Origin of the sequence: Pseudodesulfovibrio sp. lm2024, assembly GCF_051175575.1 — a bacterium.
Classification (GTDB): domain Bacteria; phylum Desulfobacterota; class Desulfovibrionia; order Desulfovibrionales; family Desulfovibrionaceae; genus Pseudodesulfovibrio; species Pseudodesulfovibrio caledoniensis.
In genome coordinates this window covers 1,172,964-1,191,312 of record NZ_CP195092.1, presented here as the reverse complement: position 1 = coordinate 1,191,312, position 18,349 = coordinate 1,172,964, and the positions used below count along the sequence as shown (strand labels likewise).

At 61.7% G+C, this 18,349-nt stretch carries 20 protein-coding genes; 11 read left to right on the top strand and 9 right to left on the bottom strand.

The annotated features are described in order from the left end of the window. Window positions 1–13 precede the first annotated feature (13 nt). Both ACR42D_RS05305 and ACR42D_RS05300 read left to right on the top strand, forming a co-directional pair. The gene (locus tag ACR42D_RS05305) at window positions 14–730 is read left to right on the top strand and encodes a hypothetical protein (protein ID WP_484565821.1); all 717 of its coding nucleotides are present in this window, start codon (window positions 14–16) and stop codon (window positions 728–730) included. A gap of 101 nt (window positions 731–831) precedes the next feature. Next, complete coding sequence (locus ACR42D_RS05300) at window positions 832–972, top strand: hypothetical protein (RefSeq protein WP_484565820.1); 141 nt, start codon at window positions 832–834, stop codon at window positions 970–972. 66 nt (window positions 973–1,038) lie between these two features. Here the strand turns inward: ACR42D_RS05300 and ACR42D_RS05295 are convergent, their stop codons facing one another. From ACR42D_RS05295 to ACR42D_RS05285, 3 genes are all read right to left on the bottom strand, one after another. Next, the gene (locus tag ACR42D_RS05295; protein ID WP_484565819.1) at window positions 1,039–2,661 is read right to left on the bottom strand and encodes an OpgD/OpgG family glucan biosynthesis protein; all 1,623 of its coding nucleotides are present in this window, start codon (window positions 2,659–2,661) and stop codon (window positions 1,039–1,041) included. 246 nt (window positions 2,662–2,907) lie between these two features. Beyond that, window positions 2,908–3,642: a hypothetical protein gene (locus tag ACR42D_RS05290; protein ID WP_484565818.1), complete on the bottom strand. Its 735-nt coding sequence runs from the start codon at window positions 3,640–3,642 to the stop codon at window positions 2,908–2,910. 79 nt (window positions 3,643–3,721) lie between these two features. Beyond that, a complete protein-coding gene (locus ACR42D_RS05285) occupies window positions 3,722–5,569 on the bottom strand; it encodes a lysophospholipid acyltransferase family protein (RefSeq protein ID WP_484565817.1) in 1,848 nt (615 codons plus the stop codon). A gap of 232 nt (window positions 5,570–5,801) precedes the next feature. On the opposite strand from ACR42D_RS05285, the gene ACR42D_RS05280 reads away from it, so the two are divergent. From ACR42D_RS05280 to ACR42D_RS05255, 6 genes are all read left to right on the top strand, one after another. Continuing rightward, a complete protein-coding gene (locus ACR42D_RS05280; RefSeq protein ID WP_484565816.1) occupies window positions 5,802–6,236 on the top strand; it encodes a bacteriohemerythrin in 435 nt (144 codons plus the stop codon). Between the two features lie 157 nt (window positions 6,237–6,393). Next, entirely contained in the window at window positions 6,394–6,681 is a 288-nt protein-coding gene (groES, locus tag ACR42D_RS05275) for a co-chaperone GroES (RefSeq protein ID WP_071546380.1), read from the top strand. A 63-nt stretch (window positions 6,682–6,744) separates the two neighbouring features. Beyond that, a complete protein-coding gene (groL, locus tag ACR42D_RS05270) occupies window positions 6,745–8,397 on the top strand; it encodes a chaperonin GroEL (RefSeq protein WP_338669851.1) in 1,653 nt (550 codons plus the stop codon). A gap of 187 nt (window positions 8,398–8,584) precedes the next feature. Continuing rightward, complete coding sequence (locus ACR42D_RS05265) at window positions 8,585–9,037, top strand: hypothetical protein (RefSeq protein WP_484565815.1); 453 nt, start codon at window positions 8,585–8,587, stop codon at window positions 9,035–9,037. A 210-nt stretch (window positions 9,038–9,247) separates the two neighbouring features. Then, complete coding sequence (locus ACR42D_RS05260; RefSeq protein WP_484565814.1) at window positions 9,248–9,817, top strand: DUF2975 domain-containing protein; 570 nt, start codon at window positions 9,248–9,250, stop codon at window positions 9,815–9,817. 9 nt (window positions 9,818–9,826) lie between these two features. After that, window positions 9,827–10,042 (top strand): helix-turn-helix domain-containing protein, encoded by a 216-nt coding sequence (locus ACR42D_RS05255; protein WP_484565813.1) that lies wholly within the window; start codon window positions 9,827–9,829, stop codon window positions 10,040–10,042. Between the two features lie 131 nt (window positions 10,043–10,173). Here ACR42D_RS05255 and ACR42D_RS05250 read toward each other — a convergent pair whose 3' ends face one another. The 4 genes from ACR42D_RS05250 to ACR42D_RS05235 all read right to left on the bottom strand — a co-directional run bounded on the left by ACR42D_RS05250 (window position 10,174) and on the right by ACR42D_RS05235 (window position 12,620). Then, complete coding sequence (locus ACR42D_RS05250) at window positions 10,174–10,560, bottom strand: hypothetical protein (protein WP_484565812.1); 387 nt, start codon at window positions 10,558–10,560, stop codon at window positions 10,174–10,176. Then, window positions 10,557–10,856 carry a hypothetical protein gene (locus ACR42D_RS05245; protein ID WP_484565811.1) on the bottom strand — a complete coding sequence of 100 codons (300 nt, stop codon included), beginning with the start codon at window positions 10,854–10,856 and terminating at the stop codon, window positions 10,557–10,559. Before ACR42D_RS05245 ends, ACR42D_RS05250 begins: the two co-directional genes overlap by 4 nt. Before the next feature lie 240 nt (window positions 10,857–11,096). Further along, window positions 11,097–11,471, bottom strand: a complete 375-nt coding sequence (locus ACR42D_RS05240; RefSeq protein WP_484565810.1) for a PH domain-containing protein — start codon at window positions 11,469–11,471, stop codon at window positions 11,097–11,099. 255 nt (window positions 11,472–11,726) lie between these two features. Next, window positions 11,727–12,620, bottom strand: a complete 894-nt coding sequence (locus ACR42D_RS05235) for a LysR substrate-binding domain-containing protein (RefSeq protein ID WP_484565809.1) — start codon at window positions 12,618–12,620, stop codon at window positions 11,727–11,729. Between the two features lie 139 nt (window positions 12,621–12,759). On the opposite strand from ACR42D_RS05235, the gene ACR42D_RS05230 reads away from it, so the two are divergent. Beyond that, the gene (locus tag ACR42D_RS05230) at window positions 12,760–13,179 is read left to right on the top strand and encodes a hypothetical protein (RefSeq protein ID WP_484565808.1); all 420 of its coding nucleotides are present in this window, start codon (window positions 12,760–12,762) and stop codon (window positions 13,177–13,179) included. Between the two features lie 138 nt (window positions 13,180–13,317). Further along, complete coding sequence (locus ACR42D_RS05225; protein WP_484565807.1) at window positions 13,318–13,911, top strand: hypothetical protein; 594 nt, start codon at window positions 13,318–13,320, stop codon at window positions 13,909–13,911. Window positions 13,912–13,917: 6 nt separating this feature from the next. On the opposite strand, the gene ACR42D_RS05220 is transcribed toward ACR42D_RS05225, so the two are convergent. Continuing rightward, window positions 13,918–14,772 (bottom strand): tetratricopeptide repeat protein, encoded by an 855-nt coding sequence (locus ACR42D_RS05220; RefSeq protein WP_484565806.1) that lies wholly within the window; start codon window positions 14,770–14,772, stop codon window positions 13,918–13,920. Window positions 14,773–14,972: 200 nt separating this feature from the next. Here ACR42D_RS05220 and ACR42D_RS05215 point away from each other — a divergent pair, with 200 nt between their 5' ends. Further along, window positions 14,973–16,211: a M48 family metallopeptidase gene (locus tag ACR42D_RS05215; RefSeq protein WP_484565805.1), complete on the top strand. Its 1,239-nt coding sequence runs from the start codon at window positions 14,973–14,975 to the stop codon at window positions 16,209–16,211. A 111-nt stretch (window positions 16,212–16,322) separates the two neighbouring features. On the opposite strand, the gene ACR42D_RS05210 is transcribed toward ACR42D_RS05215, so the two are convergent. Next, window positions 16,323–18,179 carry a methyl-accepting chemotaxis protein gene (locus ACR42D_RS05210; protein WP_484565804.1) on the bottom strand — a complete coding sequence of 619 codons (1,857 nt, stop codon included), beginning with the start codon at window positions 18,177–18,179 and terminating at the stop codon, window positions 16,323–16,325. Window positions 18,180–18,349 lie beyond the last annotated feature (170 nt).

Genomic DNA, 18,349 nt, shown 5'->3' with positions numbered 1-18,349 from the left:
CCTGGAGGTCGTCATGAATCTATTCGGCATCGAAAGCGCACAGCAAACAACTCCCCTCTTCAAACTGGGGGGGGTGAATAAGCAGGCAGCCGACACGACCGAAAGCGTTGAAACCGCTGATACGCATAAAGCCGTTCGAAATTCCATCAATTTAACGGGCGGGCATTTCGTCCACGCCTACCGGGAGGAATCACGCTACATCGCAGGGCTCAAGGCGGGCCTGGCCTTGGAGAACTCCTTTCGCGACCAAATGCAGGCAGTGGTGGCCCAATACCGCAGTCTTGTGGAGCTGTCTGGTGACCCGAGTTACGCTAAAGATGCCGTTAAGGCTGTCAATTCCATAGTCGATGACGAGGTGGAGGACACCAACTCCGATCAACTCGAAGACATCCGGGAAGACATTGAGGAAAAGGCCGACGAGGCCGTGAAGCCGGAAAGCGAAAAGGCGTTGGAGAACGAAACCTCGCCCCAGGAAGCCCTGGATGAGAACTTGGACGAAGCCGCGCCCGAGGCTCAGACAGAAGCCGAAGGCGAACAGTCCGTGACCGAAACCGAACCGAACGCCGCCCCCGTGGCCGCCGCACCGGAAGCCGACCAGCCCCAGGCCGCAGCAGTAGCAGCACCGGAGGCCGCCGCATCGCAGAAGGCCTACAGCGGCCAGGAGGCGGCAGCGGCGCAGAAGGCGTATGGAAACGCCCCGACAGAGCCTTCGATCGACCTTATGGTTTAAAGTTTATCCGGGCACCCGAAACGGCACTATATGTTCACTCCAATCCTCAATTCAGGCTGTTGATTTCTTTTGATTTTGCTCCACACAAACAATAGTCGGGATTGCCCCTCAATCATTTGACCTGGAACCAGGTCGGCTACCGCGCCAAGCCGTGCTGCCTGCCCGACCACCGGCGCATGGTCCTGACCAGCCCCGACCCCGGCGAACTGATCTGTTCGCCAATTACGACCCGCCGCGAGTGAACAAATGGATAGAAATGAAAAAAGGCCTCTAAATGAGGCCCTTTGTCATTTTCTGCGTTCGGCACCCTATTGCAGGTGCCCGGCGTTGTGCAGCTGCCGCTCATTCGCAGGCGGCGGGCTCCATTGGTAGGTCCAGGTCTCGGTCAGGGTTTTGCCGCCCGAGGTCAGGATCATGCGCAGGTTGATGGGGTTCTCGGTCTCGTCGGGCGGAACCAGGTCGAAGCGGACGCGGTAGCCGTTGACCGAGTGGAGCGGCAGGACCGTGGCCAGTTCGACCTCGCCCGCCGAGGTCTTGATGGACGCCTTGACCTGAGCATCCCGGCCAAGGGTAGCCAGCGGGCCGCCTGCGAAGTCGACCACGAACCGCTTGCTGTAGCGCGTGCGCCGCTTGCCCACCGCGCCGCCCAGGCCGGTGAAGGTGTCGACCACACGGGCCAGCTCCTTGGGGCCGGGCGAAGCCGTGCCCCAGTAGAGGTCGTAGCTGAAGAGCATTTCCTTGCCGGGCACCACGGGCTCGGCCGGATGCCAGAAGGCCACGATGTTGTCGAAGGTCTCGTCCAGGGTCGGAATCTCCACCAGCTCCACCGCGCCCTTGCCCCAGTCGCCGCGCGGGGCCACCCACAGGCCGGGGCGCTTGTCGTAGTACACGCCGTCGTCCTGGTAGTGGTCGAAGTTCTGGTCACGCTGCAACAGGCCGAACCCCTTGGGGTTCTCGTCCATGTAGGCGTTGAAGCGCAGGGAGCGCGGGTTGTTCAGGGGCCGCCAGATCCACTGGCCCGTGCCGGTGTGCAGGGCCAGGCCGTCCGAGTCGTGGATCTCCGGCCGCCAGTCGTAGCCCGTGCGCCGGTCGTTCTCGCCGACCATGAACATGCTGGTCAGCGGGGCGATGCCCAGCCGCTCGATGGGCTTGCGCGGATACAGGGCCGCGTCCACGCGCATGGCCAGCGTGTCGCCGGGCGTGATGTCGAAGCGGTAGGCCCCGGTCACGCTGGGCGAATCGAGCAGCGCGTAGACCGTGGCCGTATCACTGCCCGGCTTGGGCCGCTCCAGCCAGAAGGCGGTGAAGACCGGAAACTCCTCGGGCCGGTCCAGGGCCGTGTCCACGGCCAGACCGCGCGCGGACAGGCCGTACTGCATCTCCTTGCCCACGGCGCGGAAATAGCTCGCGCCCAGGAAGGCGACCACGTCGCGCACCCAGTCCGGCGAGAATTGCAGCCGAAAGCCCGCGAACCCCATATCCTCCGGCAACTTGTCCGGATCGATGCCGGACTTGCCGTAGTCGAACAGCCCGGCGTCGTAGGCGATCCGCTCGGCCTTGCCGTCCTTGAGTTCATAGATGGCCACGGGCCGCTTGAAGTACAGCCCCAGGTGGAACAGCGTGGCCTGGAATTTCGAATCCCGGCCGCGCCACAGGGCGTGGTCCTTGTTGAAATGGATGGCCTGGAACTGGTCCCAGGTCATGTCCGCGACCGCCCGGGGAATCTCGCCCTCGTGGTCGGCATACGGCTGCCCGGCCTGGGCGCGCGCCCTGCCCTTGAGCACGGCGTAGTCAAAGGGCTCGGCGGACGGGCTCTCGGCCAGTGCGCCGCCCGGCAGGGCGAACAACGCCAAGCCCGCCAGGGCGAGCAACATAGCGGCCAGGGACCGCATGCGGCGCAGGGGGGACAGGGGGATATGTGCAATCGGCATGGAGTTCTCTCCTTGTCTTGGCAATGGATCGGTCAGGCCGTCACCGCGTCTTCACGCAGGCGAGATGGCTGACAAAAATATAACAAATATAAATACTTACACTATTCTTCACAGCGCCTGGGCGACTCGCCGGGCAAACCGACGGTTTTCCTTCTATGGGAATGACGGGGAACCTGCAAGCAAGTGCAATGAGGAAAAGGCAGGGATTCCACGGCCGCGCCTTGCGCCGGCCGTCACGGAGGGCGGCTACTTGCACATCTTCGCTTCGCCCAGGACCTTGAGCCAGACCTCGGGGCCGAAGCCCAAAACGACCTTGTCCCCGGCCACCAGGATGGGCGTGCCGGGCAGATGGGCCGCGCGGGCGAGCATGGCGGTCTCCTGCACATGGAACTCGCGCTCCTTCTGCAGGCGGACGTACAGCCCCTCCAGGGTCGTGCCCTCGGCCAGTTCCGGGAACGCCTTGACGAACTGGACCAGGACGAGCATGCGCGCCTCCATGAGGTCCTTGGTCTTGGGCTGCTTCAAGCCGTTGTAGGCGAACTTGGCCAGCTTCTCCAGGCGGTCCGTGCCCGCCGCGTCCTCCAGGACCCAGGCGGCCATGTCCGACCCGATGAAGCTGCTGCGCGGGAAAAAGCAGAGGCGCAACCGGCCGTACAGATTGGGGTATTCGCGCAACAGCTTGTCGCCGAGGCGGCAGTGCCAGCAGAGCGGGTCGGTGACCACGACCACGTCCAGGTCGCCTTGGCCGTGCAGCTCCACCACCGCGTTGTCGAACAGGGCCCGGAACTCGGGCGAACAGCCGTCCGGCACCCGGGGCTTGGCCGGGTCCGGGGCCTCATCGCGCGGGGCGGATTCGGCGGCGGGTGCGGGTGCGGACGCGGGCTTGGCCTTTTCGGACGACGCGCCGTCGCCCTGACGGCAGCCAACGAAAAGGACCAGGGCGGCGATCAGCAGGATCGGGAGAATCAAATGTTTGCGCATGGGGCAACATATGCTCTTCGCGCCGGAAAGCCAAGCCCGGCGCGGACGGTGTGTGGTTCTCCCCCTGTCCGGGGTCCGATCAGGCGGCCTCGCCGCCGATCCGCACCGGCTCCGGGCGCCCGGCCACGGCGTGGCGGTTGGCCGCGTGGAACCGGGCCACCCCGTCGCGGCCCATGAACCGGGACAGGACCTTGGGGTCGGACTTGAGCAGGTCCACCAGGATGAGCCCGTCCATACAGTTGCCGAAATCCGGGTCCATATTGAAGCCGATGATCTTGCCGCCCAGCTTGAGATACTGCTTGAGCAGCACCGGGATGGACCGGCCGTCCTCCACGTCGCGCACGAAGTCGGCCACGTCCTCGGGGTCGTTGAACACCGCGTCGGGCAGGGAGAAGTCCAGCCGCTTCAACCGCTTAACCTTGGGCGGCCGCTTGGGCAGGGCCATGCGAGCCAGTTCGGGCAGGGAACAGTGGCGCTCCATGAAGCCGACGATCAGCTCGCGGGCGACCACCGAGTATTCGCTGGAGATGGAGACGCAGCCGAAAAGCCGGGAGTAGCGCGGATTGCGGACCACGAACTCGGCCAGCCCCTTCCAGAGCATCAGGAGCGGCTGGTAGCTGCGCTGGTACTTGGGGACCACGAAGGAACGGCCCAGCTCCAGGGCGGGGCCGAGCCCTTCCAGGAAGCCGGGCCGGTAGTTGAACAGGGTCGAGGTGTACAGCCCGTCCGGCCCCTTTTCGGCCATGATCTTGTCGGTCAGGGCGAAGCGATACGCCCCGGCCACCTCGCGCTCCTTGTGATTCCAGAGCACCAGATGGCGGTAGGTGTCGTCGAATCCGTCGATGTCCATGGCCCGGCCCGTGCCCTCGCCCACCAGGCGGAAGGTCTCCTCGCGGCGGATGCCGATCTCGCGCAGCAGCCGGGGGATCTCGTCGGCCCCGGCGTGGAACACGGTGAATTCGGCGTTGCGCAGCAGGACGTTTTCGTCCGGCAGGCTGGCCACCTCGGAGGCGAGGATGTGCTTGCCGCGCGAATTGGCGATGGGGTCCATGCGCCGCTTGGCCTCGCGCCCCTTGAAGTGGAAACGCGGCTTGCGCTCTCGGCGCAGAAGGTAGGTGCGGAAGCGCAGGTAGTCGACCACGCCCTGGTCGCCGTCGAGCTCGGCCAGCTTGTCCTGGCCGATGACCGTGCCCAGGCGGACGTTGATGACGTCGCGCGAGGCGTGCTTCAAATTCTCGTGGGGCAGGAGCACGGTGCGCAGCCGGGGATGGATGAGCCCGAGGGTCTGGAACAGGCCGGAGTTGCGTCCGTTAAAGAATACCGGCAGGGCCGCGGCCCCGGTCTTGCGGATGATCCGCCCGATCATGGGGCTCCAGTTCGGGTCGCCCACGCGGCGCTTCTTGACCTTCAGGCTGGACACCTCGCCCGCCGGGAAGACGACCAGCATGCCGCCGTTCTTGAGCCAGCGCATGGACGCCTTGAGCCCGGAGATGTTCTTGCGCGAGGATTCGGCCCCGCCGAAGGGGTCCACCTGGATGATCAGGTCGTCCATCTCCGGGATCATGCCGAGCATGAAGTTGGCCATGATCTTGATGTCCGAGCGAACCTCGCGCAGGATACGCACCAGAAGCAGCCCTTCGAGCACGCCGAAGGGGTGGTTGCACACCGCCACCAGCGCCCCGGTGCGCGGCACCCGGCTGACCGGCTGGCCCTCCACCGAGAAGCGCACCCCGAGCAAATCCATGGCCTTGTCCACGAAACAGCCGTCGCACTCCCCTGCCTTCAGGGCCGAGTAGAGCGAGTTCAGCGTGTCGAGTCTGAGCACTTTGGCCAGCGGGCGCCTGACCATGGAAAAAAGGGTGTGGCGGACAGGGTCGTTGAAGGGCGAATCCAGATTGAACAGCGGACCGGCAAGGCGATCTTCCATTTCCTTCCTCCTGCTATGGTTGCCGGACTGTACGCCCGAACGCGCCCTTGTTCGCGGCGTGCTCATGACGATTTCGCCAATTTCGGTGACGCCCGCTTGGCGACTGTGTGACAGAGGTCCGCGACCCGGAACCGGCCGCGATTTCCCTGAAAAACGAACGGCCGGGGGTGACAGGCACCGGGATTCCCGGTATATGGAGCCTAAAAAACAACCCGCGTTACAGGAGAAACGCATGTCAGCCAAACCGAACCCGGCCGGATATTCGCCAGAACTCACCCTGGGCATTCCCGAACTCGACGACCAACACCAAGCCCTTTTCGCCATGCTCGGCCGCATCGACGCGGTGTCGCCGGACATGTACCGCCAGCTCGACGACGACGAGACCGACGAGATGCTCGACATCATGAGCGATCTCAAGGACTCGGTCATGCAGCATTTCAGCTTCGAGGAGAACCTCATGGACGAGGCCGACTACCCCGGGCTGGACGACCAGCAGGACGCCCACGAGCGATTCCTGGACGACATCATCCGCATGGAGGCCGAGCTGATGAACGGCACATCGGTCCCGCCGGTGAAGCTCCACGGCTTTCTGGCCGACTGGTTCGACGGGCACATCCGGGAAATGGACCTCCCCTTCGCGCAGTTCCGCAAGGAAAACGCCAAGTAGGCTACCCCGACTCCATCCGGCCCGCTCGGCCGCACACCCGATTTTTTTTTGATCGCTCGGGTTGACACCCGTCATGCCGTGTTTATGTAACTGCAAGCCGGGCGGCACCTGTCGTCCGGCGCACAAATTCAAAAATCCATTTTGGAGGTATAAGAGGATGAAATTGAAACCGCTGAACGACCGCGTCCTGGTCAAGCGTCTGGAAACGGAAGAGAAAACCGCGGGTGGCATCTACATCCCGGATTCCGCCAAGGAAAAGCCCATGAAGGGTGAAGTCGTGGCCGCCGGCCCCGGCAAGCTGGACGAAGCCGGCAAGCGCGTGAAGCCCACCGTCAAGGCAGGCGACCTCGTCCTGTTCGCCAAATACGCGGGCACCGAGATCAGCATCGACGGCGAAGAGCACCTGGTCATGCGCGAGGACGATATCCTCGCCATCGTCGAATAGCTCCATCACGGCGCGATCCAACTAAAACACCATTTCAAAAATTCTTTTTAAGGAGAATACACCATGGCGAAAGATATTCTTTTCGATGCCAAGGCCCGCGAGAAACTGAAAGCGGGTGTGGACAAGCTGGCCAACGCGGTCAAGGTCACCCTCGGACCCAAGGGCCGCAACGTCGTGATGGAGAAGTCCTTCGGCTCCCCCGTCATCACCAAGGACGGCGTGTCCGTCGCCAAGGAGATCGAGCTGGAAGACAAGTTCGAGAACATGGGCGCCCAGATGGTCAAGGAAGTCGCTTCCAAGACTTCCGACGTCGCCGGTGACGGCACCACCACCGCCACGGTCCTGGCCCAGGCCATCTTCACCGAAGGCGTGAAGCTGGTTGCCGCCGGCCGTTCCCCCATGTCCATCAAGCGCGGCATCGACAAGGCCGTCGAAGCCATTGTCGAAGACCTCGAGAAGGTCGCCAAGCCCACCCGCGACCAGAAAGAGATCGCCCAGGTCGGCACCATTTCCGCCAACAACGACGCCACCATCGGCAACATCATCGCCGAGGCCATGAACAAGGTCGGCAAGGAAGGCGTCATCACGGTCGAGGAAGCCAAGGGTCTCGAGACCACCCTGGACGTCGTCGAAGGCATGCAGTTCGACCGCGGCTACCTCTCCCCCTACTTCGTGACCAATACCGAGCGCATGACCTGCGAAATGGAAGAGCCCCTGATTCTCATCAACGAGAAGAAGGTCTCCAACATGAAGGAACTGCTGCCCGTGCTCGAGCAGTGCGCCAAGATGTCCAAACCCCTGGTCATCATCGCCGAAGACATCGAGGGCGAGGCCCTGGCCACCCTGGTGGTCAACAAGCTGCGCGGCACCCTGAACGTGGTCGCCGTCAAGGCTCCCGGCTTCGGTGAGCGCCGCAAGGCCATGCTCAAGGACATTGCCACCCTGACCGGCGGCCAGGTCGTTTCCGAAGACCTCGGCATCAAGATCGAGAACCTGACCGTCAACGACCTCGGTTCCTGCAAGCGCATCGTCGTGGACAAGGAAAACACCGTCATCGTCGACGGCGCCGGCAAGCCCGCCGAGATCAAGGGCCGCATCCAGCAGATCCGCGCCGAGATCGCCGACTCCACCTCCGACTACGACCGCGAGAAGCTCCAGGAGCGTCTGGCCAAGATCGTGGGCGGCGTGGCCGTCATCAACGTCGGTGCCGCCACCGAGACCGAGATGAAGGAGAAGAAGGCCCGCGTGGAAGACGCCCTGAACGCCACCCGCGCGGCTGTCGAAGAGGGCATCGTGCCCGGCGGCGGCGTGGTCCTGGCCCGCTCCGGCAAGGTCTGCGCCAAGGTCAAGGCCGCTGATGACGACGAGCAGGCCGGTATCAACATCATCGCCCGCGCCGTGGAAGAGCCCCTGCGCCAGATTGCTGCCAACGCCGGTCTGGAAGGCTCCATCGTCGTGGAGAAGATCAAGGAAGGCAAGGGCGGCTTCGGCTACAACGCCGCGACCGACAACTACGAGGACCTGATCAAGGCCGGTGTCATCGACCCGAAAAAGGTCACCCGCACCGCCCTGCAGAACGCCGCCTCCGTGGCCGGTCTGCTGCTGACCACCGAATGCGCCATCGCCGACAAGCCCGAGAAGGACAGCGGCGCCCCGGCCATGCCCGGCGGCATGGGCGGCATGGGCGGAATGGGCGGCATGGGCGGCATGTACTAAGCCTCCCGGCGTTTCCAACCTAGCCATTACCAACCGGCCCCGGTCTTCATTGACCGGGGCCGGTTTTCTTTTGGCCGCGCCACCCCGCCTTCGCGTTTGGAACGCAATTATTCCCCGCCCCCTCTTGCCGAGATACAGGATCACGCGTATTGAAAAATATCATTCCCATTTTCGCCAAGGAGTATTCATGACTTCACCGTTTACCTTACGCCATTGGATCGCCTATCTCCTGCTCATGATCGTCCCGGCCGTGTCCGGGTGCCCCGCCATGCTGGTGGTCTATCTCATCTCGTCCACCGACGGGGACAACGTGACCGTCACCGCCGAAATCCCGCGCAGCGCCGAGGACATCTACGCCACGACCATGCGGATCACCGAGGAGGACGGAGGAACCAACTACGTCGTGACCGAAAGGAACGAGGAGAAACACTTCCTCCGCGCCGAGGCCAAGGACGGCGCATGGTGGTTCGAGATGACCCTGGTGCCGCTTGACGACCACAACACCCAGCTGATCATGGTCGGCGTCAGCCCCGGCGACGAGGACGAGCAGCGCAACCGCGGCCTGGTCGCCGTGGAACGGATCTGCACGGACCTCGGCGTCCGGTACAAGGTCGTCGAGAACGACATGGACCGCAGCTGACAAGGACCGCTTCCCCGCCCCGCTCCACCGACAATGCAAAACCGGCCCCGATCCACACGGACCGGGGCCGGTCGGCCGTGCCCGCCGCACAAGGCACTCCGCTCCACGCAAAGGCCGTTTTTTCCCACAACGCTGTTTTGCGTAAAATAGTTATTGACAAACGATGATTAATCATCGATAAAAGGACTCATCAAGCACAAGGAGTTTCCCATGGAACATCGTATACAAAGGTTTGCCCGGGTGTTCCGGGCCATTTTCGCAGCAGCATTCATCCTGAGTCCGGTGATAGTGGCCACCCTGTGGCTTTCCGGGGGAGAGGTCATGCTCGGTGACGGCGGGTCGACCTCGGTCATCGGGCTGGTCAGGGACAATGTCAGTCTGGACGCGGCGCTCACGCCCGCGTTTCCGCTTCCCTGGAGCCAGCGCTGGCTGGGGCTTGCGGTCAGCCTGATCCCGTTGGGGCCGACCATGCTCTGCCTGTGGTGGCTGGCGCGTCTGTTCGGGCTGTTCACCGCAGGTGAGATTTTCACCGGCAACACGGTCAAGTACATCCGCCGGACCGGCTGGACCATGCTGGCGGGCGTGTTTCTCATGCCGTTCCACGAGGCCCTGATGACCCTGGTCCTGACCATGCACAACCCTCCGGGCGATCGGGTGGTCTCCATCTCGCTGGGGTCGGGCGACATCCGCGACCTAATCATCGCCGGGATCATCATTCTGGTCAGCTGGATCATGGACGAGGGCCGCAAACTGCGCGAAACCGACGAACTGACGGTCTAGGGGCGCTCTATGGGCATCATCATCGACCTCGACGTCATGTTGGCCAAGAAAAAGACCAGCTCCAAGGAACTGGCCGCCGCCGTGGGCATCACCGCGCAAAACCTGTCCATCCTCAAGACCGGCAAGGCCAAGGCCATCCGATTCACCACCCTGGACGCCATCTGCAAGGCCCTAGACTGCCAACCCGGCGACATCCTCCGCTACGAACCCGACGAGCCGGAATAGCCTCCAGCGGCCGGGGGAAGGGAAGAGGGGACCCCTTTGAAAAGGGCTTCCCCTCTTCCCTTCCCCCGGACCCCCATCCCATCTCCCCTCCTAAACTTTTTAGTGCCGCTTCGCGGAAGGGGCCACTCTAATTAGTTCAATGCTCTATATGCGACCAAGATGCCGACACAAAACGAAAGAATCGACAACAAGGCAACCACCCAGGATAAATACCTGATGATGTTTTCCCCACGGTCCAAAATCCTTGGATAAGGCTTACTTCTATGCTTCTGAAGTAAAATATATTCTGAAAGATACGCAAGACCGAGTGACAACAATGCGCATGCAGCACCTATTGAAAAGCTAAATATGGCATACTTCAATTTTTTAATTTCAAAACTAGAAATAGATGCAGCAGTAATAATAGCAGTTGCAGCACCACCATTCAACAAGGCGGATGTCGTTAGCGTAGATTTACCAAATTCTATCAATGAATTATATGCCTGTCTCCATTGATTGTAATCAGACCAATCATTCATTTTTTTAAATTGCTAATAGTTGGTGATGTTGAGAGTGCTGACCCAACAATGACAGCACTTAATACTATAAACGCTGTAACGAATACAACCGCTAGAGTGTCCTTTGTCTGCTGAGAAAAATGCACACTTGGAAATTCCAAATAAAATTCTTTATACTTTACAATAATTTTATTTTTCTCATCATTCTTTTTTACGTCAACAGCTGCTACATCCACATCGCCGACTATTCTTTCATCATTTTTGATGGCTTCCAGAATCTCAGCCTGTTGTGTTTTTGACAACTCACTTAGCTTCATACCTCCTCCTCTTGGAAAAACAAACTGCTCAATAAGCCTGATAATATATAATATTAAATTAAAACTACTTAATCAATATTAAAATGTATTTTTTCACCCCTTCCTGCACTTAAACACACAAGGTCCGAACCAAAGGATTAAGCCGATCTCACAAAAAAGAATTCACACCAGCTTCTTACGGAAGGGCTGACACCCGAATATGACTAGTTCAAAAGTTTACCATCAGTATGTCCCACGTTATTAGAGCACCTTGTTGGCCAGCAGCTTCTGGATGCCGACCACGTCGCTGCCCTTTTTGAGCTCCTTCTTGACCGGCTCGTGCAGGCCGGAGACGTGGAGGATCAGTTCGGAGTCGAGATCGAAGTGCCCGGCGGTCTCCACGGAAAAGGCCTTGATGGAGCCGTAGGGAAGGGAGAGGTAATCGACCTTTTTGCCGGTCATGCCCTGCTTGTCGATGATCAGCAGGCGTCCCGAGGTGAAGATGTACATGTCTCGGATGACCTTGAAGGCCCGCTCTATGCGCTCGTTGTCGCCCAGGATCGGAGCCAGCTCTTCCAGCACGTCCTCCAGCGAAACCTCGGTCGCATTGCCCATCAAACCGTCAAGAAATCCCATGGTGCTGCCTTTTGCTATGATTGATCGAATTAATACCACTTAACTGCTTAAAACCACTACCATACCCTCCACCCGGCGCACAATCGCCCACACGCAAAAGATCCAGCATTCACGCGCCCCAACGCCCCTGCCGAAGGCAACCATAAAGTTTAGGAAGGAAGAGGGGATGAGGGTTCGGGGGAAGGGGAGAGGGAAACCCTTTTCTCAAAGGGTTTCCCTCTCCCCTTCCCCCGGCCGCCGGAGGCATCCCTCACCTCAATGCACTTCGCGGAATTCGCGGATGACGTCGAGGAATTTGAAGAGCCCGGCGCACTTCTTGTTTTTCTTCCACAGGGCCGTGATCTCCCATTGCGGGAGGTCCCCGGTGAGCGGCCTGAAGGCGACCCCGGCGCGGTTGTCCGTGGCGCTGGAGGCCGGGACCAGGGCGCAGCCCAGACCGGTGGCGACCAGGGCCACGGTGGACTGCTCGGTGTTCACCTCCTGCACGATGTTGGGCATGAACCCCGCCTTGTGGAAGGAGCCGATCAGGGACCGATAGAGAGCGGGCTGGGCGATGCGCTGGTTGAAGATGAGCGGCTCGCCTTCGAGATCGGCGATGTCCGTGACCTCGCGCTCCGCCAGACGGTGCCCTTCGGGCAGGGCAAGGACGTACGGTTCGCGCAGGAAGGTCATGGTGTTGAGGCCGGACGTATCGTGCCCGAACAACCGCACAAAGGCGATGTCCAGCCGGTCGCCGCGCAACAGCGGCAACTGCTCGGTGGTGGACTGGGCCGAAAAATCGAGCCGGATGTTGGGGTTGCGCTCGCGGAATGCGCGGATGGCCTGGGGCAGCTTGGACAGCGACGCGGGACCGATGAACCCCACGCAGAGCATCCCTTCCAGCCCTTTGGCCATGTCCTGGATGTGGATCACGGCCTCGTTCAACCGGTCGCGCACGTCCTTGCACCGCCTGAGAAACTCCTTGCCCTCCGGGGTCAAGGCGACCCTCCGGCTGGTTCGCTCCAACAGCCTCACACCGAGTTCTTCCTCAAGACGCTTGATCTGCTGCGACAGGGGCGGCTGGGCGATATGGCACCGCTCGGCGGCCCTCCCGAAATGCAGCTCCTCGGCCACGGCAATGAAATAGGTGATCTGTCTCAGTTCCATCATTCAGATTTAATACATATTAATCTTCGTGTAAATATGTATTGGACATATTGATACCACATTTCTACCGTGTCCTCCAACACAAAGGAGGCACGAAATGCAGGGTTGTTCGCGTATTCGTACATATTTTTTAAGTGTCATCATGACCGCCGCGCTTCTGGTCGGGACGGGCGGCGCAAGCCGGGCCGAAGATGAGTCGCGGGTGGTGGGCACCGGACTGGCCGGGACCGCCGGGCTGGTCCTGGACGCCCGGGGCTATGCCTACACCGCGGACCGCGAGGCCGGGAAGGTCCTGTGCGTGCCGCCGGGCGGCGAGCCCATGGTCTACGCGCGGGTGGACGCCCCCACGGCCCTGGCCGTGGACCGGCTGCGCACGCTGTTCGTGGGCACGGCGTCCGGGGACATCTACGCGGTCACGCCGGACGGCGCGGTCAGCCGAATCTTCCGTTGCGGCAATGCGGTGTCCGGGCTGAGCATCGACCGGGACGGCAATCTGCTGGCGGCCACGGGCAAGGGCGCGATCCTGCGGGTGACGCGCGACGAGTTCCACTTCTCGGACTAATCCTCCACAAACCGGGCGGGCCGGGTGCCTTTTGGGCGATCCGGCCCGCTCGATTGACGCCCCTCTCACCCGCAGGCCCGGGCATGCCCCTTGCATCGGTGCGGCCACCGGCAATAAGTGCCGGGCAAGGAGGAAGCCATGATCAACCCCATTGCCCAGGGCTACGGCGTGCAATCAGTGAACGCCCCGTCTTCTAGGCCACGGGCCGCCTCCCCCCGATCGGACACGGGCGGCACCGGCGACACCGTGACCATTTCCGAGGAGGCCCGGGCCATGAGCGCGGCTGCGGCCGCCGCCACGGCTGAAAAAGATGCCGAGACACCATCCCTGGGACTGCTCAGCACGGAGCTCCCCCTGCTCACCCCCGAGGAGTTGGCCCAAAAGACCGAAAACGTCCAGAGCCGGATCACGGCGCTGTTCATGGAGCGAGGCATTCCCACCAACCCGCCCGTGGAACTGTACACGGATATGGAAGGCGCGATCCGGGTCAAGGGCGACTCCCCCTACAAGGATGAAATAGAGGCCGCCCTGGCCGGAGACGAGACGCTGTGCAACGACTTCCGGATGGTCAGCGCCCAGACGGAAATACAAGAGGCGGCCGAACGGCACGCGGCCTTTGCCGAGGCATACGAGCGGGACCCCGAAGCGGCGGTGGCCCGGTTCGCCTATCTGTTCGACGACATCCCGGACGAGCCCTTCACCATGACCATAGGCGGAGAGGAAGAGGCTTAGGCCGACCTAGAAATTCAGGTCGTGGGAATTCTTGGCCGCCTTCTTGGAGGCGGTGAAAATTTTGGGTTCGGCCTGCTTCATGAGCTTGGCCGCCTCGGTGTTCAGCGGGTTGCGGTCGTAGGCGGCCTTGGCGTTGTTGAAGACCTCGCCCCACTCCCTTTTCTGCAGGTGCAGCTTGGCGAGGCGGAGATAGAGGTTTTCGCTGGGGCCGAGCCAGCGCATGGCGTCCTTGATGGCGGCCATGGCCTTGTCCGGCTCGTGCATGCCTTCATAGCAGAGGATCAGCGCGTTGTGGGCGCGCGCGTCGTTGTTCTGGATATCCAGGGCCTTGTTCAGGTAGGGCACGGCCTCGGCGAACAGGCCGAAGGTGGCCATGCGGTTGCCGATGTCCGAGTGGATGCCCTCGATATCCTGAAAATATTCGGCGATCTTGCTGTACAGCTTGCGGGCCTCGAGCGGCTGGCCCGCGTTGATCAGCTGGGCCGCCTTGATGAGGTTGTCGTCCAGCACGGCCAGACGTTTGCGCAGCTTGGCGATACGCGCCTTTTCCATGGCCTCGCCCAGCTTCTTGTGCAGCCGCATGAGGGTCTGGTAGAACGCCTTTTCCTTGCCCTTCCGGTAGTTGAGCCCGTCCGGAAAGAGCTTGCGGATCATCTTCATCTTGTTCAGTTCGCGCAGGGCCTCGTCGAGGTGGGCCTGAATCTCGAACTTCTCCGCACCGAAAACCTGGCTGGTGACCATCCCCCGGATGGCGTTGGCCAGGTACTTGAGGGTCCGCAGGTAGTCGCTTTTCTTGGCATAGGCGCGGGCGCGCGCAATGTCTTCGCGGATTTCCTTGGCGTTCATGGGACTTGTTGACATGGCGTCCTTTGTCTCGAAAAAAACACTATAAGACAACGGCAAATTAATACAGGCATGAAAAATTGGCAAGCCTGGACGCGATTATCCCGTTTTTTCGGAGCACTAGGCCATCGCAGCCGCCCGTCAGGTTGACGCGGGCAAGTCAAAACGTATAGCGTTACCGCTCGTTGCGGTCCGTCCACATACCCCGGGAGTGCCTCTTGAACATCTACCTCGCGATCATCATCGGTTCCCTGCTTGCGGCCTGGTTCCTGGGCGTGCTGTCCGACCTGCTGTCGGCCAGGGCCATGCAGCCCGCCCCACCCAGGGAGCTGGCCGACGTCTTCGATGAAAAGACCTTCGCCAAGTCCCGGGCCTACACCCTGGCGTCCATGAAGCTGTCCACGGTGTCCGAGACCTTCAACATGCTGGTGCTGACCGCCGCCATCCTGGCGGGCGGGTTCAACATCCTGGACGCCCTGGTACGCGCGGCCGGGTACGGCCCTCTGGTCACCGGGCTGATCTACATCGGCTCCCTGGCCCTGATCAGCGGCATCCTCGGCCTGCCCTTCGAGATCTACCACACCTTCGTGCTGGAAAAACGGTTCGGCTTCAACACCACCACACCCGGCACCTTTGTCCTGGACCGGATCAAGGGGTTGATCCTGACCGCGATCATCGGCGGCGCGCTGGTGGCGGGTCTGCTGCTCTTCCTGCACAAAACCGGCCCGTACGCCTGGCTGCTCTGCTGGGGATTCGCGGTGCTCCTGTCACTTGGCCTGACCTACGTGGCCCCGACCTGGATACTGCCGTTGTTCAACAAGTTCACCCCGCTCGGGGAAGGCGAGCTGCGCGACAAGCTGGAGCGGTTCGCGGACAAGGCCGGGTTCGAGCTGTCCGGCATCCACGTCATGGACGGCTCCAAGCGGTCCACCAAGGGCAACGCCTTTTTCACCGGGTTCGGCAAGCGGCGGCGCATCGCCCTGTTCGACACGCTTATCAAAGAGATGGACGCCGACGAGATCGTGGCCGTGCTGGCCCACGAGGTGGGGCACGCCAAGCTCGGCCACATCAAGAAGCGGCTGGCCACCGGCATACTCAAGGCGGGCGTGGTCTTCTACCTGATGTCCCTGTTCCTGGATTCCAAGGGGCTGTTCGCGGCCTTCGGCATGGAGCACATGTCGCTGTACGCGGGCCTGGTCTTCTTCGTCCTGCTCTACACCCCGCTCTCCCTGGCCCTGTCCGTGGCGGCCAACGCCATCTCGCGCAAACACGAGTTCGAGGCAGACGCCTTCGCCGCCCGGACCACGGGCCGCCCCGGAGACATGATCTCGGCCCTGAAAAAGCTGTCCGCCTCCAACCTGTCCAACCCCACCCCGCACCCGCTCACCGTCTGGCTCGAATACAGCCACCCGCCCGTCCTGGCCCGCATCCGGGCTCTGGCCAAAGCGGGCCGCTAGGCTTCTTATAGGGAAAGGGGCGCGACCATCCAAGCCGCGCCCCTCCCTTTGATCCGTATCGACTCATGGCCGCCCGGGCCGTCATCGAGCGTCCCCCGGCCGGGCCTGCGTCTACTCAGGAAGCGAGCGTACGGCCCGCCCCCCGATCGAAGCGGAGACCGCGCGTGCATCCTGGTCCACCCGGAAGAACTCCATGGCCTCCTGCAGCTGGGTCGCCTGGCCGGACAACTCCTCGGACGTAGCGGCCAACTCCTCGGAGAAGGCCGCGCTGCGCTGGGTCTCTGCCTCGAGCTGCTTGATGGCCGAAGCCACCTCTTCTACCGAGGCATACTGCTCCTTATTGGCCGCAGCCACCCTTCGCGCCAGCTCCTCGTTGTGCTGTACGCCGGCGACCACCTTTTCGAGCATGCTCTCCGCGTGTTCGGCCACGCTCAGGCTGTTGCCGGTCAGGTCGCCGATCTCCGCCGCTGCCACGCCGGATCGCTCGGCCAGCTTTCGGACCTCGGCGGCCACCACGGCGAACCCCTTGCCGTGCTCACCCGCGCGGGCGGCCTCGATAGCCGCGTTCAGGGCGAGCAGGTTGGTCTGGCGGGCAATCTCCTCGATGATTGACGTCCGCTGGGCGATGTCCTGCATGGCCTCCAGAGTCTGCCGGACGGCCGCGCCGCCCTTTCGGGCGTGCTCACCTGTCCGGGCCGCAGTGTTCTCGGTCTCCTGGGCTGTCTCCATGTTCTCATGGATCCGGCTGGTCATGACTTCCATGGATACGGTGATCTCGGTCACGGCCGAGGCCTGCTCCGAGGCGCTCTCGCTCAAGTGCGTGGATGAAGAAGCGATCTCGTTGCTGCCAGTGGCCACGTTCTCGGCCGCGTTCTTGACGTCGTGGACCACGTTCCTGAGGGCCACGACCATGCTCCCGAGGGAGCGCATGAGATTGCCGAGCTCGTTGGGCGAATCGCTGCCGATATCCTTGACCAGGTCACCCCGGGACATATCGGCGGCCAGGACCATGCCGTCGCCCACCGGCTTGATGATCAGCCGCCTGAGGAAAAAACCGATCAGAACGATGACCAGGAGAACGAGCGCCAGGCCGATCCAGGACAGAATCCAGGCCTGGTGGATGGCCCCGGCGGCAAGGTCCGCCTCGTTGGCCGACATACACACGATCCATCCGGTCCCGGGATCGTCGTGAAAGGCCATGACTTTGTCCGCTCCCTGCCACTGATAGCGGAATTCGCCGTTCTTCATGGCCAAGGCCCGTTTGATGAATGCATGACGGTTGAAGTCCTGCATGATCAGGGACCGGTCCTTGGGGTGATAGACGATCAACCCCTTGGCGTTCAGGACAAAGCCGTACCCGCGCTCGCCAATGGTCACAGAATCGACGAATGTTTTGCAGAAACGGTTCCAGTCGCAGTATACAGCCACGCCGCCGAGGAGCTCACCGTTCTCTCCGTGCACGGGCGCGCTCAAGGCGAAGATCAGGGACTCGCCCCCCTTGACCTTGAAAACGCCGCTGGAAATATGCGGCTGCCCGCTGGAGATCACGGCCTTCACGTACTCCCGTTGGGACAGGTCCAGCCCGCTCATGGAAACCCCTTGGGAATTTGCTCCCGCAAGAATCTTCCCGTTCAGATCGTACACACCCGCGCCCTGCAGGTTGTCGTTATCGCGCGTGTACTGTTTGATGAATGCCTCTGCCTTTTCCGAGTCCCCCTGCAGCCCCCCTCTTATCACGGCCATGCCGGCCAGGGTCGTGGTGGCCGTCATATTGTCCTCGATGAACAGGTGCAGGGCGTCCGCGATGCTCCGCGCCTGGGTATCGGCCTTGCCTGTCGCACTCTGCAGGGCCATCTCATAGGTTGAATAATTAACGAAATAGATCAGCGCCACGATCCCGATCACGATTGCCGCTATGCACGGCAACATGATGGCCCGGGCCAGACTTTTTGTGATCCAAGTAAACATCTGCATCTCCTCGAAATCATACCAGATCGCTCTAGAATCCCTTGACAATTCACCCAAAAAAAACAAAAATAAACATAAAATACAGACAATTAGAATCTGCGTCACGGAGAGCATGATGCTAGAGGCAAAACCAGTCCATTATAAACTGGCTCCAAATTGACTGACGGGTC

What these genes read in the sequence shown, in the direction of transcription:
- ACR42D_RS05305 (WP_484565821.1), top strand. Translation starts at nt 14, where the DNA reads ATGAATCTATTCGGCATCGAAAGCGCACAGCAAACAACTCCCCTCTTC.
- ACR42D_RS05295 (WP_484565819.1), bottom strand. Translation starts at nt 2,661, where the DNA reads ATGCCGATTGCACATATCCCCCTGTCCCCCCTGCGCCGCATGCGGTCC.
- ACR42D_RS05290 (WP_484565818.1), bottom strand. Translation starts at nt 3,642, where the DNA reads ATGCGCAAACATTTGATTCTCCCGATCCTGCTGATCGCCGCCCTGGTC.
- ACR42D_RS05285 (WP_484565817.1), bottom strand. Translation starts at nt 5,569, where the DNA reads ATGGAAGATCGCCTTGCCGGTCCGCTGTTCAATCTGGATTCGCCCTTC.
- ACR42D_RS05280 (WP_484565816.1), top strand. Translation starts at nt 5,802, where the DNA reads ATGTCAGCCAAACCGAACCCGGCCGGATATTCGCCAGAACTCACCCTG.
- groES (WP_071546380.1), top strand. Translation starts at nt 6,394, where the DNA reads ATGAAATTGAAACCGCTGAACGACCGCGTCCTGGTCAAGCGTCTGGAA.
- groL (WP_338669851.1), top strand. Translation starts at nt 6,745, where the DNA reads ATGGCGAAAGATATTCTTTTCGATGCCAAGGCCCGCGAGAAACTGAAA.
- ACR42D_RS05265 (WP_484565815.1), top strand. Translation starts at nt 8,585, where the DNA reads ATGACTTCACCGTTTACCTTACGCCATTGGATCGCCTATCTCCTGCTC.
- ACR42D_RS05260 (WP_484565814.1), top strand. Translation starts at nt 9,248, where the DNA reads ATGGAACATCGTATACAAAGGTTTGCCCGGGTGTTCCGGGCCATTTTC.
- ACR42D_RS05255 (WP_484565813.1), top strand. Translation starts at nt 9,827, where the DNA reads ATGGGCATCATCATCGACCTCGACGTCATGTTGGCCAAGAAAAAGACC.
- ACR42D_RS05250 (WP_484565812.1), bottom strand. Translation starts at nt 10,560, where the DNA reads ATGAATGATTGGTCTGATTACAATCAATGGAGACAGGCATATAATTCA.
- ACR42D_RS05245 (WP_484565811.1), bottom strand. Translation starts at nt 10,856, where the DNA reads ATGAAGCTAAGTGAGTTGTCAAAAACACAACAGGCTGAGATTCTGGAA.
- ACR42D_RS05240 (WP_484565810.1), bottom strand. Translation starts at nt 11,471, where the DNA reads ATGGGATTTCTTGACGGTTTGATGGGCAATGCGACCGAGGTTTCGCTG.
- ACR42D_RS05235 (WP_484565809.1), bottom strand. Translation starts at nt 12,620, where the DNA reads ATGATGGAACTGAGACAGATCACCTATTTCATTGCCGTGGCCGAGGAG.
- ACR42D_RS05230 (WP_484565808.1), top strand. Translation starts at nt 12,760, where the DNA reads ATGACCGCCGCGCTTCTGGTCGGGACGGGCGGCGCAAGCCGGGCCGAA.
- ACR42D_RS05225 (WP_484565807.1), top strand. Translation starts at nt 13,318, where the DNA reads ATGATCAACCCCATTGCCCAGGGCTACGGCGTGCAATCAGTGAACGCC.
- ACR42D_RS05220 (WP_484565806.1), bottom strand. Translation starts at nt 14,772, where the DNA reads ATGTCAACAAGTCCCATGAACGCCAAGGAAATCCGCGAAGACATTGCG.
- ACR42D_RS05210 (WP_484565804.1), bottom strand. Translation starts at nt 18,179, where the DNA reads ATGTTTACTTGGATCACAAAAAGTCTGGCCCGGGCCATCATGTTGCCG.